15 protein-coding genes are annotated in these 25,760 nt (G+C 54.0%); 11 read left to right on the forward strand and 4 right to left on the reverse strand.

Going from position 1 to position 25,760, the window contains the following annotated elements; translation table 11 throughout:
• The first annotated feature begins 140 nt into the window (after positions 1-140).
• From ABD815_RS12770 to ABD815_RS12815, 10 genes are all read left to right on the forward strand, one after another.
• Positions 141-1,628 (forward strand): hypothetical protein, encoded by a 1,488-nt coding sequence (locus ABD815_RS12770; RefSeq protein ID WP_344847627.1) that lies wholly within the window; start codon positions 141-143, stop codon positions 1,626-1,628.
• 56 nt (positions 1,629-1,684) lie between these two features.
• A complete protein-coding gene (locus tag ABD815_RS12775) occupies positions 1,685-2,680 on the forward strand; it encodes an OmpA family protein (protein WP_344847629.1) in 996 nt (331 codons plus the stop codon).
• Positions 2,677-3,990: an EH signature domain-containing protein gene (locus ABD815_RS12780; protein ID WP_344847631.1), complete on the forward strand. Its 1,314-nt coding sequence runs from the start codon at positions 2,677-2,679 to the stop codon at positions 3,988-3,990. Before ABD815_RS12775 ends, ABD815_RS12780 begins: the two co-directional genes overlap by 4 nt.
• Positions 3,987-7,205, forward strand: coding sequence for a DEAD/DEAH box helicase (locus ABD815_RS12785; RefSeq protein WP_344847633.1), 3,219 nt, complete (start codon positions 3,987-3,989; stop codon positions 7,203-7,205). The genes ABD815_RS12780 and ABD815_RS12785 overlap by 4 nt, the downstream gene beginning before the upstream one ends.
• A gap of 441 nt (positions 7,206-7,646) precedes the next feature.
• Positions 7,647-8,702, forward strand: coding sequence for an AAA family ATPase (locus ABD815_RS12790; RefSeq protein WP_344847635.1), 1,056 nt, complete (start codon positions 7,647-7,649; stop codon positions 8,700-8,702).
• 460 nt (positions 8,703-9,162) lie between these two features.
• Positions 9,163-10,683, forward strand: a complete 1,521-nt coding sequence (locus ABD815_RS12795; protein WP_344847637.1) for a type I restriction-modification system subunit M — start codon at positions 9,163-9,165, stop codon at positions 10,681-10,683.
• On the forward strand, positions 10,683-11,939 hold the full coding sequence (locus ABD815_RS12800; protein WP_344847638.1) for a restriction endonuclease subunit S: 1,257 nt from the start codon (positions 10,683-10,685) through the stop codon (positions 11,937-11,939). The genes ABD815_RS12795 and ABD815_RS12800 overlap by 1 nt, the downstream gene beginning before the upstream one ends.
• Entirely contained in the window at positions 11,936-12,682 is a 747-nt protein-coding gene (locus ABD815_RS12805; RefSeq protein WP_344847640.1) for a hypothetical protein, read from the forward strand. The genes ABD815_RS12800 and ABD815_RS12805 overlap by 4 nt, the downstream gene beginning before the upstream one ends.
• Positions 12,682-13,818 carry a DUF4268 domain-containing protein gene (locus ABD815_RS12810; protein WP_344847642.1) on the forward strand — a complete coding sequence of 379 codons (1,137 nt, stop codon included), beginning with the start codon at positions 12,682-12,684 and terminating at the stop codon, positions 13,816-13,818. Before ABD815_RS12805 ends, ABD815_RS12810 begins: the two co-directional genes overlap by 1 nt.
• The gene (locus ABD815_RS12815; RefSeq protein WP_344847644.1) at positions 13,818-16,907 is read left to right on the forward strand and encodes a type I restriction endonuclease subunit R; all 3,090 of its coding nucleotides are present in this window, start codon (positions 13,818-13,820) and stop codon (positions 16,905-16,907) included. Before ABD815_RS12810 ends, ABD815_RS12815 begins: the two co-directional genes overlap by 1 nt.
• A gap of 92 nt (positions 16,908-16,999) precedes the next feature.
• Here the strand turns inward: ABD815_RS12815 and ABD815_RS12820 are convergent, their stop codons facing one another.
• Positions 17,000-17,290 carry a pyocin activator PrtN family protein gene (locus tag ABD815_RS12820; protein ID WP_344847645.1) on the reverse strand — a complete coding sequence of 97 codons (291 nt, stop codon included), beginning with the start codon at positions 17,288-17,290 and terminating at the stop codon, positions 17,000-17,002.
• Positions 17,291-17,417: 127 nt separating this feature from the next.
• Positions 17,418-18,689: a tyrosine-type recombinase/integrase gene (locus ABD815_RS12825; protein WP_344847647.1), complete on the reverse strand. Its 1,272-nt coding sequence runs from the start codon at positions 18,687-18,689 to the stop codon at positions 17,418-17,420.
• Positions 18,690-18,965: 276 nt separating this feature from the next.
• Between ABD815_RS12825 and dusA the strand changes: the two genes are divergently transcribed.
• A complete protein-coding gene (dusA, locus tag ABD815_RS12830; protein ID WP_344847648.1) occupies positions 18,966-19,952 on the forward strand; it encodes a tRNA dihydrouridine(20/20a) synthase DusA in 987 nt (328 codons plus the stop codon).
• 29 nt (positions 19,953-19,981) lie between these two features.
• On the opposite strand, the gene ABD815_RS12835 is transcribed toward dusA, so the two are convergent.
• Both ABD815_RS12835 and ABD815_RS12840 read right to left on the reverse strand, forming a co-directional pair.
• Positions 19,982-23,899, reverse strand: coding sequence for an efflux RND transporter permease subunit (locus ABD815_RS12835; protein WP_344847650.1), 3,918 nt, complete (start codon positions 23,897-23,899; stop codon positions 19,982-19,984).
• A complete protein-coding gene (locus ABD815_RS12840; RefSeq protein ID WP_344847651.1) occupies positions 23,896-25,131 on the reverse strand; it encodes an efflux RND transporter periplasmic adaptor subunit in 1,236 nt (411 codons plus the stop codon). The genes ABD815_RS12835 and ABD815_RS12840 overlap by 4 nt, the downstream gene beginning before the upstream one ends.
• Between the last annotated feature and the right edge of the window lie 629 nt (positions 25,132-25,760).

The following is a 25,760-nucleotide window of genomic DNA, read 5'->3' on the forward strand; positions in this document are numbered from 1 at the left end:
CCGAAGGAGTTCGTCCCACGGTTTTCAGTCCTAAATGTGTGAAAGCGAAGCGGGCCAATCTAACGCACTCACTGGTTGCGAAGAGTAGGGCGAACTGAGAAGATAAAATTTGAATAAGGTCCCAGTCTGGTTGGGTGTAAGTGATTGAGGTAAAAGAGTTGGATTTCGAAAATTTGGACGCTTCCGGTCGAATGTTAGGGATTTGGGTTCGGGATCTGATCCTTAACGCTGCCAATTCGATTGTGGCTGAGCATTGGCCAGGGCTTATCAGCGCGATGCTGATACTCGCTCTTTTTGTGTGCGCGCTGCTAATTTGGTTTACCTCCTCGACCAGGTTGAGAGCCTTGAAATATGCGCAGTCCTCAATAGGTCGCGTGGATCATGGAGGGGACCTCAATGTTGGTAAATTGGAAGGAGACTTGTCGAAGCAAAAGGGTGCGCCGGCAAGAAGGCTGGCTTTAGCCTTTTCTGAGTTTCGCGAGACCCTTCTCGAGCCAAGCGAACGAGAGAGTTCTGGCCTTAGGAACTCTATCCGGCCGTCGCTATTCTTGAACACCGATGATTTGGGATACTCCCTAAAGGGGTGGCGTTTCGCGCCCGGCATTTTTGTGTCTGTTGGCTTGTTGCTTACATTCTTGGGGTTGGTTGCGGTTCTGAATACTACCCAAACTATGTTGAGTCCCGATGATACCACAACGGCCCTGAAGAAACTTTTGGAGCAGGCATCGGCCAAATTTATCATGTCCCTAACTGGCCTCGCTTGTTCAATAATATTGAACCTTTGGCTGAAATATTGGTCCAGAAGCGTTGAAATGGCAACGGAACGCTTGGCAAATTCACTCGAGAGGGGAATGGATTTCATCAGCCTTGAGGGGCTCGCGGATCGTCAACTCAAGGAAATCCAGAAACAGACAAGTGATATGCATGAGTTGAACACCAACTTGATCGTGGCGCTGAGCGAACCACTGAAGAAAGTCACTGAAAGTTCGCTGGAAAACGTCGGGTCGATGGTGACTCAGCTCGGCACCGATATCACTTCGGGAATTGGGGAGTCATTGGATGCAGTATCGGATCGAATGGAAGAGGCCGCGAAATCCTTGATGTCTATGGGTGACAACTTGACTGCTGCGGCGGACAAATTTGATGACGCATTATCGTCTTCTACCAACGCATTGGAATCAACGCTAACACGACTTGAAGCTGTGTCCGAACGGTTGACCGTGGCGAGTGATGCGGTTGGAGTAATGGCTCCGACTGTTTTGGAAACGGTTAAACAAGGCAACACAGCGAATATGCGAGTGGCAGAAGGCGCCACAGAAATGGTCCAGGCAGCGAAGAGTGCAATATCAGAAGAAAAGCGGATTGTGTTGGAGGCTATGTCCTCAATCAAGAGCCTGATTGAAGCTTTCGAAAGCAGAGCCGCTGCATACGACGGGCAACTGGAAAACGCCTTCAAAACATACCAATTCGAAGTTGGAAAAACTATCGATCGTTTGGAAGAGCACGGGAGTGGCGTTCAGGAGCGCTTTGCAGACGCGCTATCCACCCTCCAGGCTGTGATCGAAAATGCGAAAGCCTTTGAGCCGGAAAGCATCCCCGACCTTGCTCATGAGGCCGCTGCGGAATGAGGCACGCTGTTCGCCAAAGGAGCGAGGAGGAAGACGAAGAGTCCGTTTTCGTTTCCATGACTGACATGACGGTTAGTTTCCTTTTCATTGTCATGATTTTGCTTGCGTTCTTCGCAACGCAAATTGCACCCGGTGAGACCGTTCCAAAGGAGCTACTGGATGAGCGCGACGCACATGTGGCGCAGCTCATTGAAGAGTTGCAAAGCTATCGATCCGAAGAAAATAGTCTCATTCCAAGACTTCAGAGTGAAAACCAAATTCTTCAAAGCAGAGTTCAAGAACTGGAAGTGACGTTACAGGCAATTACACAGGAACTCGGTATCCCCGAAGCAAATGATGCAGTGGAAAAAATCGCTCAGCTACGATTAGAGCTGAGTAGACTTCATGAAATTCTTGCCAACAGCGGGGGCGAGAACAGAATCGAGCGTTACAATACACTTGTTTCAATACAGCGAGCCCAGATCCTGCAGGATCTGCGAGATAGGATTGTCGCAGCGGACCCGAGTATCGAAGTTGGGATTTCTCGGGATCAAGATGCTTTGCAATTCAAAGGAGATGGGCTGTTTGCTTCAGGGTCACCCGTCCCATCCCGTCAAGGACGAGAAAAAATGCGGCTTATCGCAGAAATTTTGCGAGACGTGATTGGGTGCATTTCTTTTGGTGAAAGGTCCAATATTGAGCAGTCGTGTAATGAGCATATAGCGATCCTTGATGCCCTTCAGATTGAGGGTCACGCAGATAGTGATGGGCTGGACGTCTCCAACATGGACTTAAGCGCACAGCGTGGTTCGGCAATCTATCGAGAGATGATTTCTGCAAGCCCTGACTTGCTTGAGTTTGTGAATTTCAAGACGCAACCGGTCCTCTCGGTCGCGGGTTACGGAGAGGGGAGGCCAATCGCAGACGAAACGCTACCCGGCGGCAAGGACGCCAACAGGCGGATCGATATCCGATTCATTATGTTCTCTCCCGCTGACGAGGAATCGATACCAGCCGACGTTAGCGATCTCTCACGCATACGCGATCTTCTTTTGAGTGGTGAACGCCTATGAGCCTTGCGGATCGGCTTGTTCTTTCACCGGAGTTCAAGGTCCGGACTGGTAGGGCGGTTGCATTAGATGTTGCTGTTGACCGAATTGAGCAAGCCTTTCCCGGCGTGGAGAAACGTGCACCCGAAGATGTTCCGGTCATCTTGAAAAAAGTCGAAGCCGCGCTTCAATCAGGTGACTGGTCTGGTGTTTCGGCCGGAGATGTAAGTGTCGCGGTATTTGCTGAGATTGGAGGGCATTCGGTCATTTCAAAGCGGCTTCAAGAGTTCATCAGTCAAGAGTTGAGCGTGACCACAAATCGAACATTGCTGGATGCAGTGGCCAGGGGATATCTCGTCAGTTGGGCCGAGAATTCTGAAAAAACTAAATCATTGTCCAATATGCTCATTCAAAAGGCAGCCCTACTTCCAGAAAGGTGGAAGAACTTGTTTAACGAGTGTCCTGAATTTTTGGATGCCGAGCGAGGGAGTTTCCGTGTTGGTGAACGCATGGTTGATGCTCACGCGCCGTTTGAATGGCTGAAGAGAATTGGTATGCCTTCTCCGCATGATGATGGTTTCATGCGCTTCGCTCATCAAGAGTTTCTGCGTCAAACCCCTGATCCAAGGTCGGAAAGAATTGTCGACAAGCTGGTTTCTTGGGTGACACCTACGGGAAAGCAGAAAGAGTTTGGCAGCCGTGAAGCTGAAGTTGTCGAAAAGATCCTTGCTCCTTGGATGAACTCCGATTGCCCCGAAAGTCTGCGTGAGCATTGCGTTGACAAATTGGTGAACCGTTTTGGTGACCCTCGAACCGAACATCCAGCCTTCTGGTCGCAGATCGGCATACCCCATCGCAGGGTGATGCTGAAGTGGCTGGCACGCAAAAGTATGGAGGCGATGTTTGAGATTGTTACCCAGGCTGAGAAAGGGACCGAGCACGGTCATCAATGGGTCAAGCGTAAGCGGTTCTGGATGGGGGTTTACGATAAAGGGCAAATTGATGAAGCTTGGGTTGCATTAGGGAAAAAGGCGATACCCTATGCGAAAGACCTATACAGTCAGACTTCAGACCCCTCATTTCTCAGTTTTGGTCGTCAGGCCCGAAGAGATACCTGTCTCTTGCTCATGAAAATAAATGACAAAACGATTGTCGAGGGTAGCCATAATTTTAGAGTTCATGTGTTTCCGACGCCAACGCGTGTGACGCCCGAACTTTACGCCGACGCCTATGATCTTGATGACATCATGCTTCCTAAACAGCACCCGGACGCACGTGTCCACGACTCAGGTGGCAACTGGATGAGTTGGATCCAAAGACGGATCTCAACATGACAGATTTCCAATTCGATATAGAGAATGAAGGTGTTTGCATTCGCGCCTCTGGAAAAAAAGATGGCTTGTTTGGCCTGTTTCAAAAGAGAGAGGCGATTGATCTTACGCAACTCGCGGGCAGTGAAAGGACTCTTGCGATTGCCCTATCACGTATCCGCGCGATTGACTGCGAAGACAAACATCATCGCCTGAATGCCGAGGGGCTCTGGCTCGATCATTGGATGGTGTCCAGGCTCGACGATCTTTCCGCAAATGTCCTTGGATTACCAAAGCGCCTGTCGGGAGTCGAATTTCATGCCGAAATGAACGGGAATATCGGAAGTGACCGATTTTCTCTGGATTGGCGATGGGATCGCGCCGGGCGCACAATTCGGCTCACACGAACGGGCGCGATAGTCGACGATGGCAGTAGCCTGATGAGGCTGCCGGGACCGATCTATGATGCGATCGTTCTTTCAGGTGCGTTTGACAATGGCAGGCCATTGCCAGAGCATTGGCGCGCGCTTTCCGAATTTCGCGCCGCGATTGGTGCTGTTGAGGAAAAAGGTTTGGCTCGCCCTGATGGTTATTTGCGAAAGGTCGAGATTGTGACCTGCGACAAAGTGGGCCTGGCACTTGTCCCTGACGATCCACTTGGCTTCGCCCCTTTGCCGTTCGTTGGCGCGCGACTTGATGTTAATGAACAACCATCGGAATCATCTGCCGCGCTTTCGGGAAGCGAACTTGAGGCATTCAAAAGCGAAGCAAATGCTCGTGGATCGCAACCCGCATACAGGGTAGGCAAAAACCGGTTTGTGATCCTCGATCGTTCAGTTGTTCCTATAGTCGACGTGATCGCGAAACATGCTGCTGGATCTGACGAAGAGAAGCGTAATTTTCTGGAAAATGCGGACCGCATTGTTGCTGACGCCATCGAACAGGCTCTGATTGACGATGGTAAACTAAACGACTCGGTGCCAAGTGAGGATCAAGTCGAAGCAGTCGAAACCGCACTTGAGAACGCATGGGCGGAGACACGAGAGTGGAGCGAGCGGGTGATTGAGATCCGACAGTGGACCAAGCCCGATTTAGAGATCCTTGAGGGATCGGGAACAAATTGGCTTCCACAGGATATTGATGCAGCTTTAGGAGAACTGCTGGGCTCTATTCCCGACGAAAAGTTACACGCAGTTTTGGATCAGCTATTGGTTGCTCAAAATGACTGCGAAAAAGAAGTCCTGATTGAACTTGGGGTAATTCCGGTTGTTGACACCGTAATTCAAGCGGTTTCACGTCGGTTGGAGCTCTATCTCAACCGGTCTGAGACGCGTGAGGATAAAGCGCCGGAGGTTACAGCAATTCTTCCTGTCACTCATGACAACTTCTGGGAGCTTGAGTTTCAAGAAAAGCTGCGTCAACGGCCTGACGTTGGGACCATCGACCTCCCTCGCGAAGTGAAAGCCGAATTGCGGCCTCACCAAATTGCAGCGTTTCACTGGCAATGCGAGGCTTGGTCTGCCGGTCTGCCTGGTGTGCTCAATGCTGATGAACAGGGATTGGGAAAGACTTTGCAGACCCTTTCTTTCTTAAGTTGGTTGAGTAATCAGATGGAGGAAGGAATAACCGAAACTCTTCCGTTTCTTATCGTTGCACCTACGTCTTTGCTGAGAAATTGGGAAGATGAACTTGCAATTCATCTTGATGAAGGGGTCTGGGGTGAGCCAGTTCGGCTATACGGGAATGGGTTAAAAAGCTGGAGAGTTCGAGGTTCGCGAGGGCGCGACATTCAGGATGGGAGTTCAAAGCTCGACTTATCATCCTTGAATGACGGAACCGCTCCCAGATTGGTAATCACCACATACCAGACGTTGGCAAACTATGCTGTTACCTTTGCCGAAACCAATTTTGCCGTCGCTGTTTTTGACGAAATACAAAACTTGAAAAACCCAGCGACCTTACGTTCCAATGCGGCAAAGGCTGTTAATGCCGATTTTCGCATTGGTTTGACCGGCACTCCAGTTGAAAACGCTACGCGCGACATCTGGGCGGTCATGGATCAGTTGTTCGCTGGTGCCTTGGGTTCTCTCAATGATTTTAGGATCGCCTTTGATGTTCCCAAACAAGGGAACATGAAGCAGTTGCACCAAGCAATTTTCATGTCTAACCAAGGTTACCCGAGCTTAGGATTGCGTCGCACGAAAGAGTTTGCCGCATCCGATTTACCACCCAAGGTCAGGGTTCTTCATCCTCGGATCATGCCGGACGTGCAGGCACTCAGATATGATGAAGCGCGAAAACCTGGTCAGTCACTATTCGGGTTGCTGCATCATATCCGAAGAACTTCGCTTCACCCAGGGCTGCTTGACGGGGAAGAGCCTGAAAACTTCGTTCACGCTTCCGCTCGTGTTTCGGCAGCAGTAGATATTCTGCATTCCATCAAGGCCAAGAACGAACGCGCTTTGGTCTTTGTCGAAAACCTTGATGTGCAGACATGGCTGGCAGAGCTTCTCAAAATCGAGTTCGGTCTCTCACGTGTTGATATTATCAACGGAGCTACCCCGGTTTCGCGTAGAAAGGCGATCACGGATCGGTTTCAACGGCATATCGATAGTGATGAAGGTTTCGATATTCTCATCTTGGGCCCGCGCGCTGCCGGCACGGGGCTCACACTGACAGCCGCAAATCATGTCATTCATTTGACCCGGTGGTGGAATCCCGCAGTCGAAGAGCAGTGTAATGATCGCACGCACCGGATTGGTCAATCTCGCCCCGTGACAGTTCACATCCCTTTGGCAATCCATCCTCGCCTTCAACGCCAGTCTTTTGATTGTCTTCTGCAATCCTTGATGAAACGAAAGCGGACGCTTGCCGACAGTGTTTTATGGCCGCCTGAAGGCGACGAGAACGAAGTCCGCGCCCTTTATGATGCAATTGTATCAGATGAGGTTGAGTGCGAAGAAAGACCTGATTTTGAAGATTTGACGCTCGTCGACCGCCCCGATCTTGACGTTGAAAGATTGGGCCCAGACATCCTCCGCGTCCGCCCAAAACGTGGAGGGGCTTCGGTTGTGGTAGCTCTACAAGACACTGCTTTGAACGCAGGGGTCTTGAAGTTTGAAAGCGACGCGGCGGCCATCGTCTTGTCGGAACGCGAGAAATGGAGGAGCAACCTCTCCGTTCCAGTTTCTTTTCTTAACGAGCAGACTTTGTGGCCAGAATTCGTTTTGCCGGAGTAGTGATGTGAGTGGCCCTCCAAGAATAGGAGAAGATAGTAGTTAATCCTGGGTGTTTCTGGAGCAGATAGTCAATTGCTCGGGGAGCCGTCCTCTCCCAAAAAGCCTGTCGTCTAACTGGCGAGGAGGTGGGTTCATCCGGCGAAGCACAAAAATCTTGATCCTGCTTGAGCTGGGATCGCCGGTGAGCGCTTCAGATTTGAAACCAGACACACAGCAAAGTCCGGAAGAGACACAGATAAGAAAAAGGCTCGCCTGCGAAGCCTTTTTCTTATCTGTGTCCTTCCTCGAGACGACGGAAATAAATCGCCGAAAATAGTTTGATAGCCCTCCTTTCCAGAAAAATCTTAAGCAATCAAACCCTGCTTCTTTGATGTCCTTCTCGATCGCACGTCCCGGTTAGCCGCGAGGGCAATTCTCCGGCGTGAATTGAAAGGACCCAAAATGAGAGCAGTGGAAAATATCCGCCCAAAGTTCGTCTTTAACCGTGTTAACGACCATGTCCCAAGCATGAAAAGTAATCATGTCATTCGGGGTTTCTGCCGTCGAAAGGAGGTCGGCATCATGGTTGCGCCAAGCAATGTCGGCAAGACTGCTCTGGCCGTGACACTTGGCGCACAAGTTGTGCAAGGTCTGCCCGTTCTGGACATGCCGACCCGAAAAGGCGTCGTCGTGCATATTTGTGGTGAGGGAGGCGACGCGGTGAAAGACCGCATTCACGCAGCGTTGAAAGGCGCAACCGATGCTGAAGACTACCTTGTCATTAAGGACCGTTTCGCACTTGGCGACCCAGAACAGATAGCCGCATTCATTCAGGGTCTTCGCACCCATCTTGGTGCCGCGGGGGGGCCAGTCAGCTTAATCATTGTTGATACCCTGATCCACGCGATAGGCGACATGAATGAGAACAGTTCCAACGAAATGGCGCTTGTCGTCTCTGGTGCCCAGGAAATAGCAGAGGCGCTCGACGCTCACGTGCTTCTCGTGCACCATACTGGGCGAGAGGAGGATCGCGGCGGGCGAGGTTCCTCAGCGATCCGATCAAATGTCGATAGCGAATTCTCGGTCCGAAAGGATGACGAGACGCAGGAAGTCATTCTGACCACGACCAAACAGCGGAATATGGAGAACGGGATGCGGTTCTCATACCGCTTGAAGAAAGTCTTGCTCGGATTTGATGATGAAAATTACGAACGTTCGACTGTCGTCGCCGAACTCATTGACGGTTCATCGCGGATGGCGAATTGCAGTCCGACGCTCAACGCGCACCAAATTGCGATCCTTTCTGTGCTGCGCGCTCTCAATTCTGGCGGCGTCAGACCGCTTCCAACCACGGCACTTAAGCCGCTAATTGCTGTGGCTGAATGGACTTCTAATGCAGACGAAAAGGCCCAGCTCGCAGCTTTTCGCAATGTGCTTAGCGGATTGGAAACTAAAGGACTTGTGAGCAAGGTGAAGATTGGCAAGGAGGTGGCATGGTCATTGCCGCAGGCCAGTTGAAATCCTCGCTTTGAAAGCCATCCACAGTCAGTTTCTGGATCACAAGGTATTCTTGTGATCCAGTCTAAGCCAAAGAGTGAGAATCCTGTCGGATGATATCTGCCATCAGGCGTAGGCGCTCAGCTGGAAGATCCCTATATTACGTTTCGCACAATCCCGACGGTGGACATGCGAGTTGTGCATCTAATCCCAAGTTCTGATGACAAACCGGTTGGAGACTGACAGCCGCCATTTCTCCAAAGTGCCTGATCTTAGTAGACTAAGCTGAGCTTTTTGGCGCCGGCACATAGCCGACGGTAAGTTCCTGTATTTTCTACTATTCCGCCAGTCGGCTAAACCCCAGAAGTTCTCACTTTGCCCAGCCAGACCATTGAAAAGATGCCGGAAACCCGCCACTATTTGCGGATAGGTTGCTTCCGAAATTCATCGGACAAGAACAAAAAGACATTTGGGGACGAGTATGAGCATTGAAAAAACACTATTTGCAGCAGCCGACAAAATGCGTGGGTCGATGGATGCCGGCGAATACAAGCACATTGCACTTGGCCTCCTGTTCCTCCGCTACGTCTCGATGTCCTTCGAAAGGCTACACACCAAGCTGAGCGAGGATGAGTATTCCGACGCCGAGGACCGCGATGAATACCTGGCCGAGAGCATCTTCTGGGTGCCGGAAAAGGCGCGCTGGTCCACCCTCGCCAAGCAATCCAAGGATCCCAAGATCGGCATCATGATTGACGATGCTATGCGCGCGATCGAGGCGGACAATGAAACCCTCAAGGGCGCTCTGCCCAAGGTATTCGGCAAGGAAAGCATTGACCGCGCTATGCTTACCGGCCTGATGGATCTGTTCTCGAACCTCAAACTCGAAGGCAGCAAGGCCGATTTCGACCTGATCGGGCGCATCTATGAATACTGCATTGGCGAATTCGCATCCTCCGAAGGCAAGCGCGGCGGTGAATTCTACACCCCGAAACCCGTCGTCGACACGCTGATCGAGATGATCGAGCCGACAAGGGGCCGCGTTTATGATCCCTGCTGCGGCACGGGTGGCTTCTTTGTTCAGTCGGAAAAGTTCATCGACGCTCACAAGGGCCAGAAGAACGACATCGCCATCTACGGGCAGGAACGCAACCACACCACCTATGGTCTGGCGCGGATGAACCTTGCGATCCGCGGCATCTTTGCTGAAATCCGCTGGAACTCCGAAGGAACACTGCTCAAGGATGCCTTCCCCGATGAGCGGTTCGACTATGTCCTCGCCAATCCGCCTTTTAACATCTCGGACTGGTCCGGTGATCTGCTGCGCGAGGATACGCGGTGGAAGTTCGGCGCGCCGCCGGTGGGCAATGCCAACTTTGCATGGCTCCAACATATCCACGCGCACCTGTCGTCAACGGGGATTGGCGGCGTCGTGCTGGCCAATGGGTCGATGTCGTCCATGTCGGTTGGCGAAGGCGAAATCCGCCGCGCGATGGTTGAGGGCGACGCGGTCGATGCGATGGTCGCCCTGCCGGGGCAGTTGTTCTATGGCACACAGATTCCGGCCTGCCTGTGGATCTTGGCCAAGGACAAATCTAACGGGGTAGCTAAGGACGCCAAGCTGCGCGATCGTCGCGGTGAGGTGTTGTTTATTGACGCCCGCAAGATGGGCGCGCTGGTGCCCGGATCACGCAAGCAGAAAGAGCTGTCGCCGGATGAAATCGTCCAGATCGCCACCGCCTATCACGCATGGCGGGGGGAGCCGGACGCAGGCGCCTATGAGGATGTTGCGGGCTTCTGCAAATCCGCCACAACGGATGAAATCGCCAAGCACAATTTCGTTCTGACCCCGGGCCGCTATGTGGGGGCTGGGGCCGTGGAGGATGACGGCGAACCATTTGAAGAGAAGTTCACCCGCCTGGTGGGGGAATTGCGCGGTCAGTTTGCCGAGGGGCGACGGCTGGAAAAGGAGATTGAGGATCGGCTGGGGGCGTTGCAATAATGGGCCAACTATCCGATGTTGCAGAAATCGTCATGGGCCAATCTCCCAAGGGAGATGCATGCTCAAATTCACCGGCTGGGTTGCCATTATTGAATGGGCCTACCGAGTTTGGGTCGCACCATCCGCTTCCCACTCAATGGACGACCGATCCGAAGCGATACGCCCAGCCTGATGATCTGCTTTTCTGTGTTCGTGGCTCGACAACTGGGCGCATGAACTGGGCGGATCAGGATTATGCCATTGGACGAGGCATTGCCGCGCTTAGACACAAGGGCGGCGCACAATATCAACCTTGGTTGCGCGGCGTTATTGAATATCAGCTTGATGACCTTTTGGTCGCCGCAACTGGCTCGACCTTTCCAAATGTCTCTAAAGATCAACTTCATTGTTTAGAGGTTCCAGAGCATGAAGAATGGGAGCAACGCGAGATCGCTGCGATCCTCGGGGCGTTGGATGACAAGATCGAGGTGAACCGCAAGACGGCGGCGACGTTGGAAGAGATGGCGCGGGCGCTCTATCGGTCTTGGTTCGTCGATTTCGACCCCGTCCACGCCAAAGCCGCAGGCCGCGCCGCCGCCCACATGGACGCCGCCACCGCGGCCCTCTTCCCCGACAGCTTCGGCGAGGATGGCCTGCCGGAGGGGTGGACCGAAGAGCCGATTATTGCCCAGTCAGATTGGGTGAATGGCGCGGCTTACAAGAAAATGCACTTCGCAAAAACGCCTGATGCGCTACCGGTGGTCAAGATTGCCGAACTCAAAGCTGGCGTTACAGGAAATACAAAATTTACGGCGACGGATCTTGGAGAGAAGTTCCGGATTGGTCGGGGGGATCTCTTATTCTCGTGGTCGGGCAATCCGGACACTTCGATAGATGCCTTCATTTGGGCGCTTAAAGATGCATGGCTCAATCAGCATATTTTTGCGGTTCGTCCGAACGGCAAGATGAGCAAAGCGGCTTTATTCACTATTCTCAAGTTTTACATGCCTGAGTTCGCTGAGATTGCGCGAAATAAGCAGACCACGGGTTTAGGTCATATCACGCGGAAAGACCTTGATGCATTTTCGGTGAGAATTGCTCCACCTGAGATCATGGAGGTTTTTGAGAATGAGATTGAACCAATGTTCGATCGATATTGCTTGACGCTCTACGAAAATCAAACCCTCGCCACCCTCCGCGACACGCTCCTGCCTCGCCTGATGTCCGGCGAATTGCGCGTGGGCGAGACCCGCGAAGATATTGAGGAATTTTCATGAGTAATTTTGAAGACTTGAACAAAGAAAAGTTCACCGAGGAATTTTTGGAAGCATATCTTGAAAACGGTTTCACAACTATGACCAAGCGCGAGATCGATCTATTGGTCCTGCGCTTGCTCGTGGATCACCGTGAAATCTGGGACTGGGACACACCTCCGACGGCATTCGAAATGTCGCGAGACCTGCGAGCAAAAAGAAGCAGAATCCGATCTATGATGGATGAGCTTTCGTTCCGAATGCTTGCAAGTGAGGATAATGCCAAGGCGCGCCTCCGCGCTCTCATTTTAAAGCAGTGTGAAAACGAAGGTGACGCTATCACACATGCTGGGTCGATCCGGTTGCAAATTGAAGACGGCTTCCTTCGTGACTATGCAAAAAGCTTAGTTCAAACCGATTTTGGGATTGTCGACACATCGTTCGATCGAACCATCATCACTCTGTCCGGCGCAAAATTCCTATCACTGATAGCAAGCCTCTTTGATAAAAGGAAAAAGGAAGCGCTCCATTCTGAACTGAAGAAAGTGGAGACAAAAATCAAAAAGAGCGGCGGCAAGAGCCTTTGGCGTTGTTTCTTGGAAAGCGTTGCGCAAGGAGCAGGTAAAGAAGTTGGCAGCAAAGCAGTCAGGCTCGGTCTTGCTGCGTTGACGGGAGGGGTTTCAGAAATTGCTACACTCGTCGATGGCCTGACCAATGAAATGGAGTCCCCTGGCCAAGGCGCTGCAAGCGGAGGCACTGCAGTCTAATGTTCCAAGTAAACCGATCTGAAAACCGCCTTAAGAAGCTTGAAGAAAAGCGCTTTGCCGACCTCAACCTGCGTGAGCGGGAGCACTTGCAGGAGTGGCTGGCCAATCAGCCGGATGCTTTGGGTGAAGAGCTGTTGATCATTCAGAAGGAATTCGACGGCTTCGCGGATACCCGCGAACGGCTTGATCTGCTGGCGCTCGACAAGGACGGGCAACTGGTCGTGATCGAGAACAAGCTGGATGACAGCGGCCGAGATGTGGCGTGGCAGGCGTTGAAATATACGGCCTATGTTTCAAGTCTGACCAAGACACAGATCATCGACATCTATCAGCAATATCTGGAGCGTTACTGCGGGGGCGGGAACGCCGCCGGGCTGATTTGCGAGTTTCTGGAGGTTGAGGAGCTGGACGAGGTCGTGCTGAACCCCGGCAACGATCAGCGTTTGATGTTCATCGCTGCCCATTTCCGCAAAGAGGTGACGGCGACTGTTCTGTGGTTGCGTGAACACCGGATCGACGCGCGCTGCTTTAAGGTCGTGCCCTATGTGTTTGGAGATGAGCTATTTGTCGACATACAGCCCGTGATCCCTACGCCTGAGGCTGCGGACTTCATGATCGGAATGGCAGAGAAAGAGACTGAGGCACGCGGGGCTCAAGGCGAGCAGAAGAGCCGCCACAAATTGCGGCGCGACTACTGGGAGATGACGCTCGATGCGCTGAAAGAGGCGGGTGATACGCTGTATCAGAACATCAGCCCGGGAAAGGACCACTGGCTGAGCGCTGGTTCAGGGCTGCGCTCATGCCCCTATGCGCTGATCTTTGCTAAATCCGAGATCAGGGTTGAATTCACCTTCGGTCGGGCAGATGCCGCCGAAAACAAGTGGTTGTTCGATCGGTTGATTGAGAAAAAGGACGAGATCGAAGCTGCTTTCGGCCATGAGATCGAGTGGCTGCGTCTGGACAACAAGAAAGCCAGTCGCCTGCAGTTTGGGCGCCCGTGCGAAGGGTATAACCGCGAAGGCTGGCCTGAATACGTTGCTTGGCATGTTGAGCACATACAGAAATGGGAGCGTGCGCTAAGAGGACCGTTGGCTGAGCTGAACCAAGGCCTCAAGTCCGGGGAGAATCTGATCTGATGGCCTGGGCAAGTGAAGCGGACCTTGAAGTGGTGTTCATGGAGGATCTGGGGGAGCTCGGGTATGCCTTGCATCACGGCGCTGAAATCTCACCGGAAATGCGCAAGCCGATGCGCACCAGCTTTCGCGAGACTTTTCTGCTTCCGGTTTTCTTTGACGCTCTCAAACGGTTGAACCCTGAACTCCCTGATACAGCAATTCAGGAGGCAGCTGCGCGCGTTCATGACGTGGTGTTCGCAACGGATGTAGTTCAGGAGAACCGCCGGCTGCATGATCTGATCGTCAATGGAGTGCCACTGACCTATTTCGCGGACGGGGAAGAGCGGAACGCTCGGGTGCAGCTTGTTGATTGGTCGAATGAAAACAACGACTGGCGCGCCATCAATCAGGTCGACGTGGTAGGAAAAAACCCACGCATTCCGGATGTCGTTCTGTTCTTGAACGGGTTGCCGTTGGTTGTCGTTGAGCTGAAAGGCACAGAAGGTGCGGACATCGACGCGGCGTATCGGCAGATCGATACTTATAAGGAAGACATTCCTGACCTTTTCCGGACAACCCTTTTGACCGTGATCTCTGACGGGTTCAACGCGCGCTACGGCTCTTTGTCGGCAGGTCTGGACCGTTTCATGCGGTGGCGAACTGTGGATGGTGAAACGATCGTTGCGGAGAATTCGACCCTTGCATTGCAGACGTTGACACAGGGGTTGCTAACTCCAGAGATGCTTTTGGACATGTTGCGATGGTTCGTGGTGTTCGAGGACGAAGGCAAGGGGCCAATCAAGAAGATTGCCGGCTATCACCAGTTCCACGCAGTGCGCAAAGCTGTCGATACGGTATTGGGAGCGAGGGGCACTGATGGCAAAGGTGGGGTGATCTGGCACACTCAGGGCAGTGGCAAGTCGCTTTTGATGACCTTTCTTGCCGGGCGGATGATGCACCACTCTGGGCTTGAAAATCCAACTTTACTTGTCCTGACTGACCGGAATGATCTGGACAATCAATTGTTCGGAACTTTCGGTCGCTGCAAGGATCTGCTTGGAGAAGAACCGGTTCAGGCTGAAAGCATTTCCGATCTAAAGGCGCTTTTGAATCGTGAGGTTGGGGGAATCGTCTTTTCGACCATCCAGAAATTCCGCCCTGAAAAGGGCGAGGTGTTCCCGGAACTCACGTCGCGCTCCAACGTGATCGTAATGGTTGATGAGGCACACCGCACCCAATATGGCTTCGAGGCTAAGCTGAAAAAAGACACGGGCGAAGTTCAACACGGTTTGGCCTATCAGCTCCGTCAGGCGCTTCCTAATGCGGTTTATGTGGCGTTCACGGGGACGCCTGTTGAACTTGTCGGTGCAAATACCAGAAGTGTGTTCGGGGAATACATTGATGTCTACGATATCGCGCAGGCTGTGGAAGACGGTGCCACTGTTCCGATCTATTACGAAGCCAGAGTCGCAAAGATCGAACTGGACGAAGATCTAAGCGAGGAGCTTGATGAAGAGTTTGATGAAGCAACCGATACTCTGGAAGACAGCCACGCTGCCGCAGTTGCAAAAAAATGGTCGCGCGTGGAAGCACTGGTTGGGGCTGAGAAACGTCTGGATACTGTTGTCGAAGACATTCTCAGCCACTTTGACGCGCGCATAGAGGCGATCGACGGGAAGGCCATGATCGTCTGCATGAGCCGCCGCATCTGCGTCGAAGTTTATGAACGCATCGTTGCGGCTCGCCCTGATTGGCATAGCGATACCGATGACCGCGGTGCGGTAAAGGTCATCATGACTGGAAATGCCACAGATCCGGCCGAATTCCGACCCCATGTCCGATCCAAGACGCGCCAGGAAGTGATCAGGAACCGCGCTAAAGATCCCGAAGATCCGTTGAAGATCGTTATTGTGCGGGACATGTGGCTTACGGGTTTCGACGCCCCATGCATGCACACGCTTTATGTGGATAAACCCATGAAAGGACATGGGTTAATGCAAGCCATTGCTCGAGTGAACCGAGTGTTCCAGAACAAGCCTGCAGGTCTAATTGTTGACTATATCGGCATCGCTGCAGACCTGAAGAACGCTCTGGCGCATTACTCTCAATCGGATCAAAAACAGACAGGCATTAGCGAGGCAGAAGCTGTCGCGGCATTCTTGGATACGTTGGATGTTGCACGTTCACAATTTCACGGATTTGACTATTCGAGCTCTCTTGGGGGCACACCCGCCGAGCGGCTAAAAGTGTTGCCAGCGGCTTTGGATCACATCTTACAAAAGGAACGTGACGCAGGAGATGGCTCAGGTGCCGTCAAACGGTTCAACGATGCTGTTGCCAGCTTGGTCAAAGCCTTCAAATTGGCATCAGGAAGCACTCAGGCAAAAGCACATACCGAAGAAGTTGCGTTCTTTTCTGCGGTTCGTTCTGGCTTGGAAAAAGTCGGAGCCGGGAATGGGGCGAATAAATCAGGCTCGCCAGATTTCGCGATCCAGCAACTTGTGAATAGAGCCGTCGCTTCCACGGAAGTCGTAGATATCCTTGAGGCTTGTGGGTTCGATAGACCTGATATCAGTGTATTGTCTGATGCGTTCATGATTGAGATTCAGAACATGAAGCACCGGAACCTGGCAGTCGAGGCACTCAAGAAGCTTTTGAATGGTGAGATTACCTCAAGGACCAGAACAAATGTTGTTCGGAAGGAGGAATTTTCGTCGCGCCTCGAGCAGGCGATAGCAAATTACCACAACCGAAGCGTTGATGCGCTTCAGGTCCTGCAAGAACTCATCGAAATAGCAAAAGACCTGCGGGATGAACCAGAAGATGGACTTAGTCAGGAAGAGCGCGCATTTTATGATGCATTGGCCCTAAATGACAGCGCCGTCGAAATAATGAGCAATGAAGAACTGCGGGTCATTGCGACAGAACTCGTTGACACTGTTCGAAAAAATTCCGGCACCGATTGGTGGCGACGGGACAATGTTAGGGCAAAGATGCGGGTGACCGTTAAGAAAATCCTGCAACGGCATGGTTTTCCTCCAGACCTCGCAATGGACGCTGTGAAAACCGTTTTGCGGCAAGCCGAAGCATTGGCGACGGCTGTTTCTTGAGCGGCCGGTTTGCAAAGCGCTATGAAGAGAGCGAGAAAAGTGTGACCCCGAGAATACCGAGGTCAAGATCTATAACGAGGACGATGCGCTGACTATGCTGCATCCGCTTCTTCCCAAACGCTTTCGGAGTTTTCGCGAGACGCGATGCGCTTGCGATCTATGACGGCCGCAATTTCGGTCAGGTATAAGAATTTTTGCGCCTTTTGGCTTGGCCGAGCTTTTTGACCGTCTTCTTCGATACTGAAGTAGGGAATTCGAATTTCGCCATTGTCGATTTTTTGCTTGAGAGTGTCTGGCTTATACTGAAGAAAATTTGCCGCAGTTTCCAAAGGGATAATTGGGTTTCCGCCAAAGTGGGCCAGCAGCATGTCGATGGTTTTCATGGGTGTCTCCTTTTGCTTGTGAAGAAGAGATGAGTTTGGCGCTCAATCTGCGGAAAAGGGGTTTGATTGCATTTTTGGTGGGGAGGGTGGCCGCAAGCATTTGTTGCGACCACCAAGGTCAAAAGGTCTAAAACCCGTTCATATTGAGAATAACTGCCAGCCATGGCCAATCCGCGTATTTGTCGCCGACTTTTTCAACATGAGTGTAACGCTCCAAGCAGGATTCACCTTTGTGCCCCGAGGTTTTGGCTACGAAACTCTGGAGTATTCCCATCTCACTGAGGCGGCTAATTGCGTCGTGGCGAAGATCATGAAAGCGCAAGTCGATCACGCCTACTTTGTCGCGATGCCGCCGGAACGCGGCTCCCACGGAACGAGGATTGTAGGGAAAGATAAATTCAGAAGTCCGCGGCATCGAAAGAATAATCTGCAATGCTTCTGGTGGCAGGTCACACCAAACATTGTTCTTCTTTTTCTTGCGAGGATGCTTCATCTCTCTCACCCAAATCTTGCTTTCCGAGACCTTTAAATCTTCCCAGCGCAATCTGCAGATCTCCCCGAGACGCCGCGCGGAAAAGATCGCAAATACCATAATAGTTGCTACAGGGATCTTTTGGCGCTTATTTGCAACGATCGCTTTCAGGATCTTGTCGAGCTCTCCGAGGTCTGGGCGACGATCCCTTTCCTCTGATCGCGCCAGTAATTCGTCTTCCCACATCACTTCCATGGCATCGATCACAACGGCGATAGGGATGAGCGCGCCTCTGCGCTTTGCCCATTTCAAAGTTGCCGCCAGATGGACCATGTAACCAGCGACGGTTTGTGGGCTTCGCTCGCCGGCAAGTAGTAAGTCTGAAAAGTCGTATAGTTGCGCTTGAGTAAGCGTAGAAACTTTGGTGTCTCCAAATTCGCTGTCGCGAATAAATTTTAGGTTCTGGATGGCAGAGCGCCCGACTTGTTTGCCGCGTGTAAGCCGATCTTGAATGACGTCTGCAATTGTTGTCTCGGTGACGATCTGAATTGGAAACCCATCAACTTCGATTTCCAAGAGCCTCTTGTTACGCAACTTCTTGGCGTTCCCGAGATGCCGAAAGGTTTTGCTGAGGCTATATTGTTTGCCGTTCACACGACGCCTGATCTGAACCATGTAGGTGACGCATCCTGATTTGCTGATGCGTCGCGTCATATTTGGTTCGTCGAACTTGTCACTTTCACCCACCACGATCTTCTTTTTTGCTTTAGACTTTTTCACTTCAGGCTGCGCCTGTGGAGTGGCTTTCAAAAAGTTTGCATCTGCCACTGGCTGTTTGACTTGTGGCATGGTGCCGAATGCAGACTTGGCCCTCTCGGCCTTGATTTCTGCGAGCGTTCTAAACGTGCTATCGTCGATATCTGTCATGGTTTTCTTCCCATCTTGCTGTTGATAATCGGGAAGTCGGTTCAAACTATCAGAAGAAAAATGAGGTTTGATGGCCGATTTCCGTGTCCGTTTTCGAGCGAATGGGAAGGGGGATCTCGACAGCGCAAGGGCTGCCAATCTGGACGCTGTTCGTGTTGCCAAGATGTGTTACACGGTAGCACGCCAGAATCGAAAACCCCCGAAAACCCCCGAAAATCCGGTGGAAACCCGGGAAATCGCGCTACACGAAATTTACAGGAAAATTGAGCTAACACTTTGAAAAATAACGCACAAAAAGCTGCGCGTTTAAGTGTGGCACCCATGATGGATTGGACCGACCGCCATTGTCGGTATTTTCATCGTGTCCTGAGCCGGCATACGCTGCTCTATACAGAAATGGTGACGGCGCCGGCTCTTGTGCGCGGTGGCGCGCTGCATCTGCTCGACTACTCGCCCGAGGAACACCCTGTTGCGCTTCAACTCGGCGGATCTGATCCCGGCGAACTCGCCGAGGCGACGAGAATGGCGGTGGATCGTGGGTATGACGAGGTGAACCTGAATGTCGGATGCCCGTCGGATCGCGTTCAATCGGGGACCTTCGGGGCAATACTAATGAAGTCTCCGGATCTGGTCGCCGCCTGCGTAGAGGCTATGCAAAGCGCGGCAGGTGACGTGCCGGTGACCGTGAAGTGCCGCATCGGGGTGGATGATCAGGACCCGCATGTGGTGCTGCCCGATTTTATAGCGCGGCTAAAGGCGGCAGGGATCACACGCATCCAGATCCACGCGCGAAAGGCGTGGTTGCAGGGGCTCAGCCCAAAAGAAAACCGCGATATCCCGCCGCTCGACTATGACCTTGTCCATCGGATGAAGGCGGCGCACCCCGATCTGCACCTGTCGATCAATGGCGGGATTGCGACTTTGGATGCGGCGATGGATCATTTGAAGGTGATGGATGGCGTCATGGTTGGACGCGCGGCCTATCACCAACCCTATGACATCCTCGCCGATGCTGATCGTCGGGTCTATTCGGTGGATAATCCTGTACTCACCCGTGAGGATGCGGTGTTCGCTATGGAGGATTACATCGGTGCCCATGTTGCGGCTGGTGGCAAGCTCGCGCAGGTGACGCGGCATATGCTCGGGATTTTCGCAGGCCAACCGGGCGCGCGCCGTTGGAAACGCATTCTATCGGATGGCGGCCATCGCGACGGCGCAAGTTTCGATCTTTTGCGCGAGGCATTGCCACCGCGCGCAGCCTGAGTACGCGCGGCGGGGTTTTCCGTTCGATTCTATTCGGCTGCTTGAATGCCGCCGCTACCGCCTTTGTCACTCTCGTCCGTGTCAGACGTTTTATCCGCTTTGGCTTTATCCGCAGGGATGGTGCGATCGCGTCCGAGGAACCACAGGCGCGCGCCCCGCGCACGTGGTTTGTCCGCCTGATCATCCGTTTCGGGAGTGGTTTCCGCCTCGGGTTCGATCTGCGCTTTTTCCACAGTTGCAGACGTCTCAGCCGCGCCCTCTGAGGACGCAGACGGAGGCGTGTCTTTTGCATCGCGCGCAGCATCTGCCCATGCGCGGGCTTCGTCGGCCTGACGGGCGCCGAGCGCTACGGCATCTTCCCAACCGGGTGCGCCCCAGGCCTCTGCGCCGGTCGCCCAGATGAATTCAGGGTTTTTGGCACGTTTGGCTTCCTGGCGCAGGCGGTTGTCGCGTGCGGTGCGTGTGCGCCGCCCGATCAGGGCGCCAACATTCATCGACACAATGTGCACGATATCCCAGAACCAGACCCGCAGGGCGAGCATCGCGGGCGTGAAAATCAGGGTCAGAATGGTCGCAATACCGAGGCCAAAGACAACGGCGGTCGCGAGGTTCGTCCAGAAATCAGCCGTCGGAGAATTGACCGAATAGCCGCCGTTGATGAAGTCGAGCGACAGCGCGAACATCATCGGTGTCAGGCCCGCCATCGTCGTGATGGTGGTCAAAAGCACGGGACGGATACGGTCCTCGGCGGTGCGCACGATGGCCTCAATTCGCGGCATGTAGCGCGAATATTCCTGATAGGTGTCGATGAGAACAATGTTGTTGTTCACCACGATCCCCGCGAGCGCCACGACCCCCGTGCCGGTCATGATCATGCCAAACGACATGTCCATCACCATCAGGCCGATGAGCACACCCGCAGTCGACATGACCACGGCGAGCAGCACCAGAACCGAGTTATAGAAACTGTTGAACTGCGCGAGCAGGATGATGAACATGAGGGCCAAGGCCGCACCAAAGGCTTTGCCAAGGAAGGCCCCGGTTTCCTTTTGTTCTTCGTCGTCGCCGGTCCATTCCCACGACGCACCAATGGGCAGCGGGTTTTCTGTTTCCAACCACTCTGTCAGTGTTTCGACGCGCTCGGTCGGCGTAATCGCCACACCATCATCGCGTGTCAGGTCGGGGGTGACGGCCGCCTTCACGTCGTAGTAGCGTTTCTGGTCGACGCGATCGATCTGGGCCAGTTTGGGAACAGGTTCACGGGTGATGAAGTTCGACAGCGGCACAAGACCGTCCTGCGTGCGCACCTTGAGCGTGTCCAGAGTGGACAGAACGCGATCTTTCTCGGGCAGACGAACACGGATTTCGACCTCTTCATCCGAAGAGGGGACGCGCATCGTGTCGAGGAAAATACCGCGGGTCACGAGTTGGATCATACCGCCGACCGTGGCCACGTCCGCGCCAAACCGACCGGCTTTTTCAACATCCACGTCGATTTGCCAGTCAATGCCGGGCAGGGGGCGGGTGTCTTCGGTGTCTGTCAAACCCAGCGTGACATCATATTTCTCACGCACGATGGCGGTTGCAGCCTCCAGAGTATCCCAATCATCGGCCTTGATGCGCAGATGGACGGGTTTTGCGGAAGCCGGACCCATCGAGAGCGACAGGATTTCAGTATAGATGCCGGGCAATTCGGCCAGACGCTCTTCCAGCCGCGCCAGAACATAATCACCGTCGTATTCGTCCTGAATATGGGTGCTGGTCCACGGGATAATGCCGAGGAGTTTCGTGTCGACAGAAACCGACGGGCGATCTTCCCACGGGATGAGTTCGACCTGAATTTGGCCAACCGTATCGCGCGGACCCGATGCGCCGCCTGTGTTGGCATTCAACCCACCTGCACCGGCAAAGGCGAAAGCGTTCGCGACACCGGGTTGGGAGAGCACAATTTCTTCAGCCGAGCGCACCAAGGCGTCCTTTTCGGCCAGCGACAGGTTCCCACGCGCGCGAACGTAGACGATCGCTTGCTCGGGTTCGGACGCGGCGAAGAATTCGACGCCTTTGTTGTTGTTGCCATAGTAGTTGAAGACAAAAGCCACCGAACCGACAACGGTGAGAACCGCCACGACCGGCATGACGGGGTTACCTGCAATGAACCAGGTGAACCAACCGAAGGGCGAGCGTTTGTAGCCCGACTCGATCTTTTTCTTTTTGCGCTCGATGCGTGCAGCCGATCCGGTGATGGCGGTCAAAAGCGAGCCACCGAGGAACAGGACCGCGCCGGGCAAATAGGCCATTGCGCCGGGGAGGGGGCTTGCGTCGCGGGTGGTGCCAAAGATCAGGCCGCTGTTGAAGAGCTGCAGGAGGCCGAGGATCATCACCGCCACCGCAGGCAGCACCAAAAGGGCGCGCAGCCACCATGGCGCGATTTCGCGCAGGGTGTCCGAGGCGCGATCTAGGCTGCGCGACAAGCGGCCCGATACACCGCCCATGACAGGCAGGTAGACGAGGGCCACGATCAGCGAGGCCGAGAGCACGAAGATGATCGTGACCGGCAACATGCCCATGAATTCACCCGCAACGCCGGGCCAGAACAGCATCGGCAAAAAGGCACAGAGCGTCGTCGCCGTGGAGGAGACGATTGGCCAGAACATCCGTTTGGCCGCTTCGACAAAGGCAGACATCGGGCCTTCGCCCTCTTCTATCCGCCGGTCTGCATATTCCACCACCACGATTGCCCCGTCGACGAGCATCCCCACCGCGAGGATGAGACCGAACATCACGATGTTGGAAATCGTAATATCCATGATCCCGAGCAGGATGAAACAAAGCAGGAAGGAGGTCGGGATGGCAAAGCCCACGAGTAGAGCAGAGCGGATACCAAGAGCCGCCAGAACCACGATCATGACCAGCGCCACGGCGGTAATGACCGAGCCTTCGAGTTGGCTGACCATGGAGGCGACCTGACGCGACTGGTCGTTGGAGGTGCCCACGACGATGGCCTGCTGCAATTCCTGCGGCCATGTGGCGACCTCTGCGTCCACCTCTGATTTGATCAGGGCGACGGTGTCGATAATCGGGAACCCTTTGCGTTTTACCACCTGAAGTGCGACCGTCGCATCGCCATTAAAGCGTGCAGTGCCTTCTCGGTCCTCGAACGTCAGCCGGATATCGGCGAGATCCCCGAGCGTAATAATCCGGTCGCCGTTCACCTTTACTGGCAGGCCCATAACGTCGCTTTGGTCATCAAAGCTCGACGGGATTTTGACCGAGAATGTGCCCTGATCGGTTTGAACTTCGCCGGCGGCCACCAATTGGTTGTTGTTGACCACAACGGATATCAGGTCCTGCGCGGTGACATTATAGGCCTCAAGGCGCAGCGGATCGATCACCACCTCGACCATTTCGTCGCGGTGGCCGGTCAGTTGCGCCTCCAGCACCGGTTCCAGACCTTCGAGGCGGTCCTGCATCTCGCGCGCATATTTGACCAAGGTCCGTTCCGGCAGCGGGCCGGAGAGGTTCACGATGACGACGGGAAACTCGGAAAAGTTGATTTCATTGATCGAATAGCTGTCCGCCCCTGCGGGGAACTGGCTCTCGACGCGGCCCATGCGGTCGCGTACATCCGCGATGATTTTGGTTTTGTCCCAGCCGAATTCGAATTCGAGCGCGACACCCGCATAGCCTTCGGCGGCGGTTCCAGACAGACGATCCAGCCCGTCGAGGTCGCTAAGCTCGGTTTCCATCGGTTTGACCAACAGGCGTTCTGCATCCTCGGCCGAAATGCCGGGGAAGGGCACAGAGACGAAAAGAGCCGGAATTTCGATATCCGGCTCGCCTTCCTTTGGAAGTCCTACATAGGCCGCAGCACCCGCGATCAGCGTGAGCGCGATGAAGGCGAGGATCATTCGGGCGCGTTCGCCCGCCCAGTCGACGATGCCGGTCATTGGGTGATCTCCTGATAGTGTGGGTCAACCAAAACGCCCGCGCGCACATATTCATGCCCCACGGTGATGATATCGGCCTCATCAGCCAGTCCGGCGACCCAGACGCCCTCGCGCGTGTCGCGCAGGATTTCCACCGCGTTAAAGGCGACCACGTTATCGGGCCCCACAATGCGCACGCCGATCTGGCCATCGTCGTCCAGTGTCAGGGTCGATTGCGCGACCAGATGCGCCTTGGTGCCTTCGGCGGCGATGACCATTTCCACGGTCTGCCCGTCGCGGATTGCAAAGTCGGGGTTGGGGATTTCGACCTCGACGCGGAACGTCCGCGTAGCAGGGTCCGCCGAGCGCGACAGGAATGACACGCGACCCGTTACTTCCTGTCCGGAGATCAGCCGTGCACCGGCGATGGACCCGACCTCGACAAGATCGACGTTGGTCTCGGGCGCGTAGGCGACGAGTTTGATCGGGTCGAGTTCCACGATGGTGGCACAGACCGATCCGGGTTGCATCAAGGCGCCCAATTCTGCTGAATCGGTTTCCAGAAGACCGGCGAACGGGGCCAGAATGGTCAGCCGTTCGATTTCTTTCTCGGATGCTGCAATGCCTGCCCGCGCGCTTTGCACACCGGCCTCGGCGGCGGAGATGCCTGCGCGCGCACTTTCCAACGCGGCGCGGGCGGAGATCACACGGGTGTCAGAGGCATAGCCACCTTCGGCCAGCCGTTCAGCATTGGTGAGGTTGGTTTCGGCTTCCGACAGGAACGAATTGGCTTCTGCGACACGGGCCTCGGCGGTTGGCAGGGCTGCTTTGGCCTCCAGAAGTGCCGCTTGCCGTGTGCCGGGGTCCAATTCGCACAGCAATGTGCCCGCGTCCACATAAGTGCCTTTTCGCAAAGGTTCCGAAATCACCCGACCAGAGGTTTCGGCGGACACATTCACGGAACGCGCCGCTTCGGTTTCGCCGCGCAAAACCACGGCGCGATCCAGAACGCGCGAAACAGAATGTCGTGCAACAACGGGGATGGGGACGACTTCGGCTTTGGCCTGTTCGGCGGGGGGCGCGAAATTATCTTCGGTCTGCGCCGTTTCTGCGTCCTCTGGATCCATTTCCTGCACCACGGCGGGGCTTGCGGAGTCCGGGGTCGCGATGTCGAACAACATGTCGCGCTGAAAGACGAAAAGGTAGAGTGTGAGGGTCGTTATTGCCGCAATTATAATGGGTACGATGCGCATCATTTCACCTTTTCGGGCCCGTCTTGGAAATTGGTCGGTTTATGGTTCGGCAGGGACAGGGACCCCAAGCACATCCAATTCGAGTGTTCCACCTTGTCAGGTAGAGCGATCGGACTGAGGTGCGCGATTTTGGGGGTCATACCATAGATCCACTGAATGGGATAGTTAATGCCATTAACATTGGCCCTAAATGGGTAAGTTAGGCCGATGTTGCAAGGCACAAGCTCGAATTTTGTTCAGATAGGTTTCCCGAAAGTCTCCGGATCGTGGTTTTCTTGTCCCATGGGCGCAATTACCGCACCCAATGCGCTTTGATTGATTCCCTTGTGCCGTGAGAGATCCGGGTCGATGGTTCGCTTTCTGTCCATGCAAACCAGCGCATTCTGAGGCCAGCCACCGGAGAGAGAAGCACTACTCGACATGCGGCGGCGCAGAAATAAACCAGTCGGTTCACTTTAGGGGATCGCATATTTTTGCACAAGTGCGAAGGTCTCTCCCTTTTTAGCAGTCTCTTCCTGTCAGAAATGGTGCGGATCACACGAGGTGTCGGCGCGCTACCTCTTGGCATTTCACGGTTTAACGGGGTAAGAGGGAGCGGATCGTCTGAGGACGTAAAACAACAATCTACG

This window comes from Celeribacter arenosi, assembly GCF_039539485.1.
GTDB classification, from domain to species: Bacteria; Pseudomonadota; Alphaproteobacteria; order Rhodobacterales; family Rhodobacteraceae; genus Celeribacter; species Celeribacter arenosi.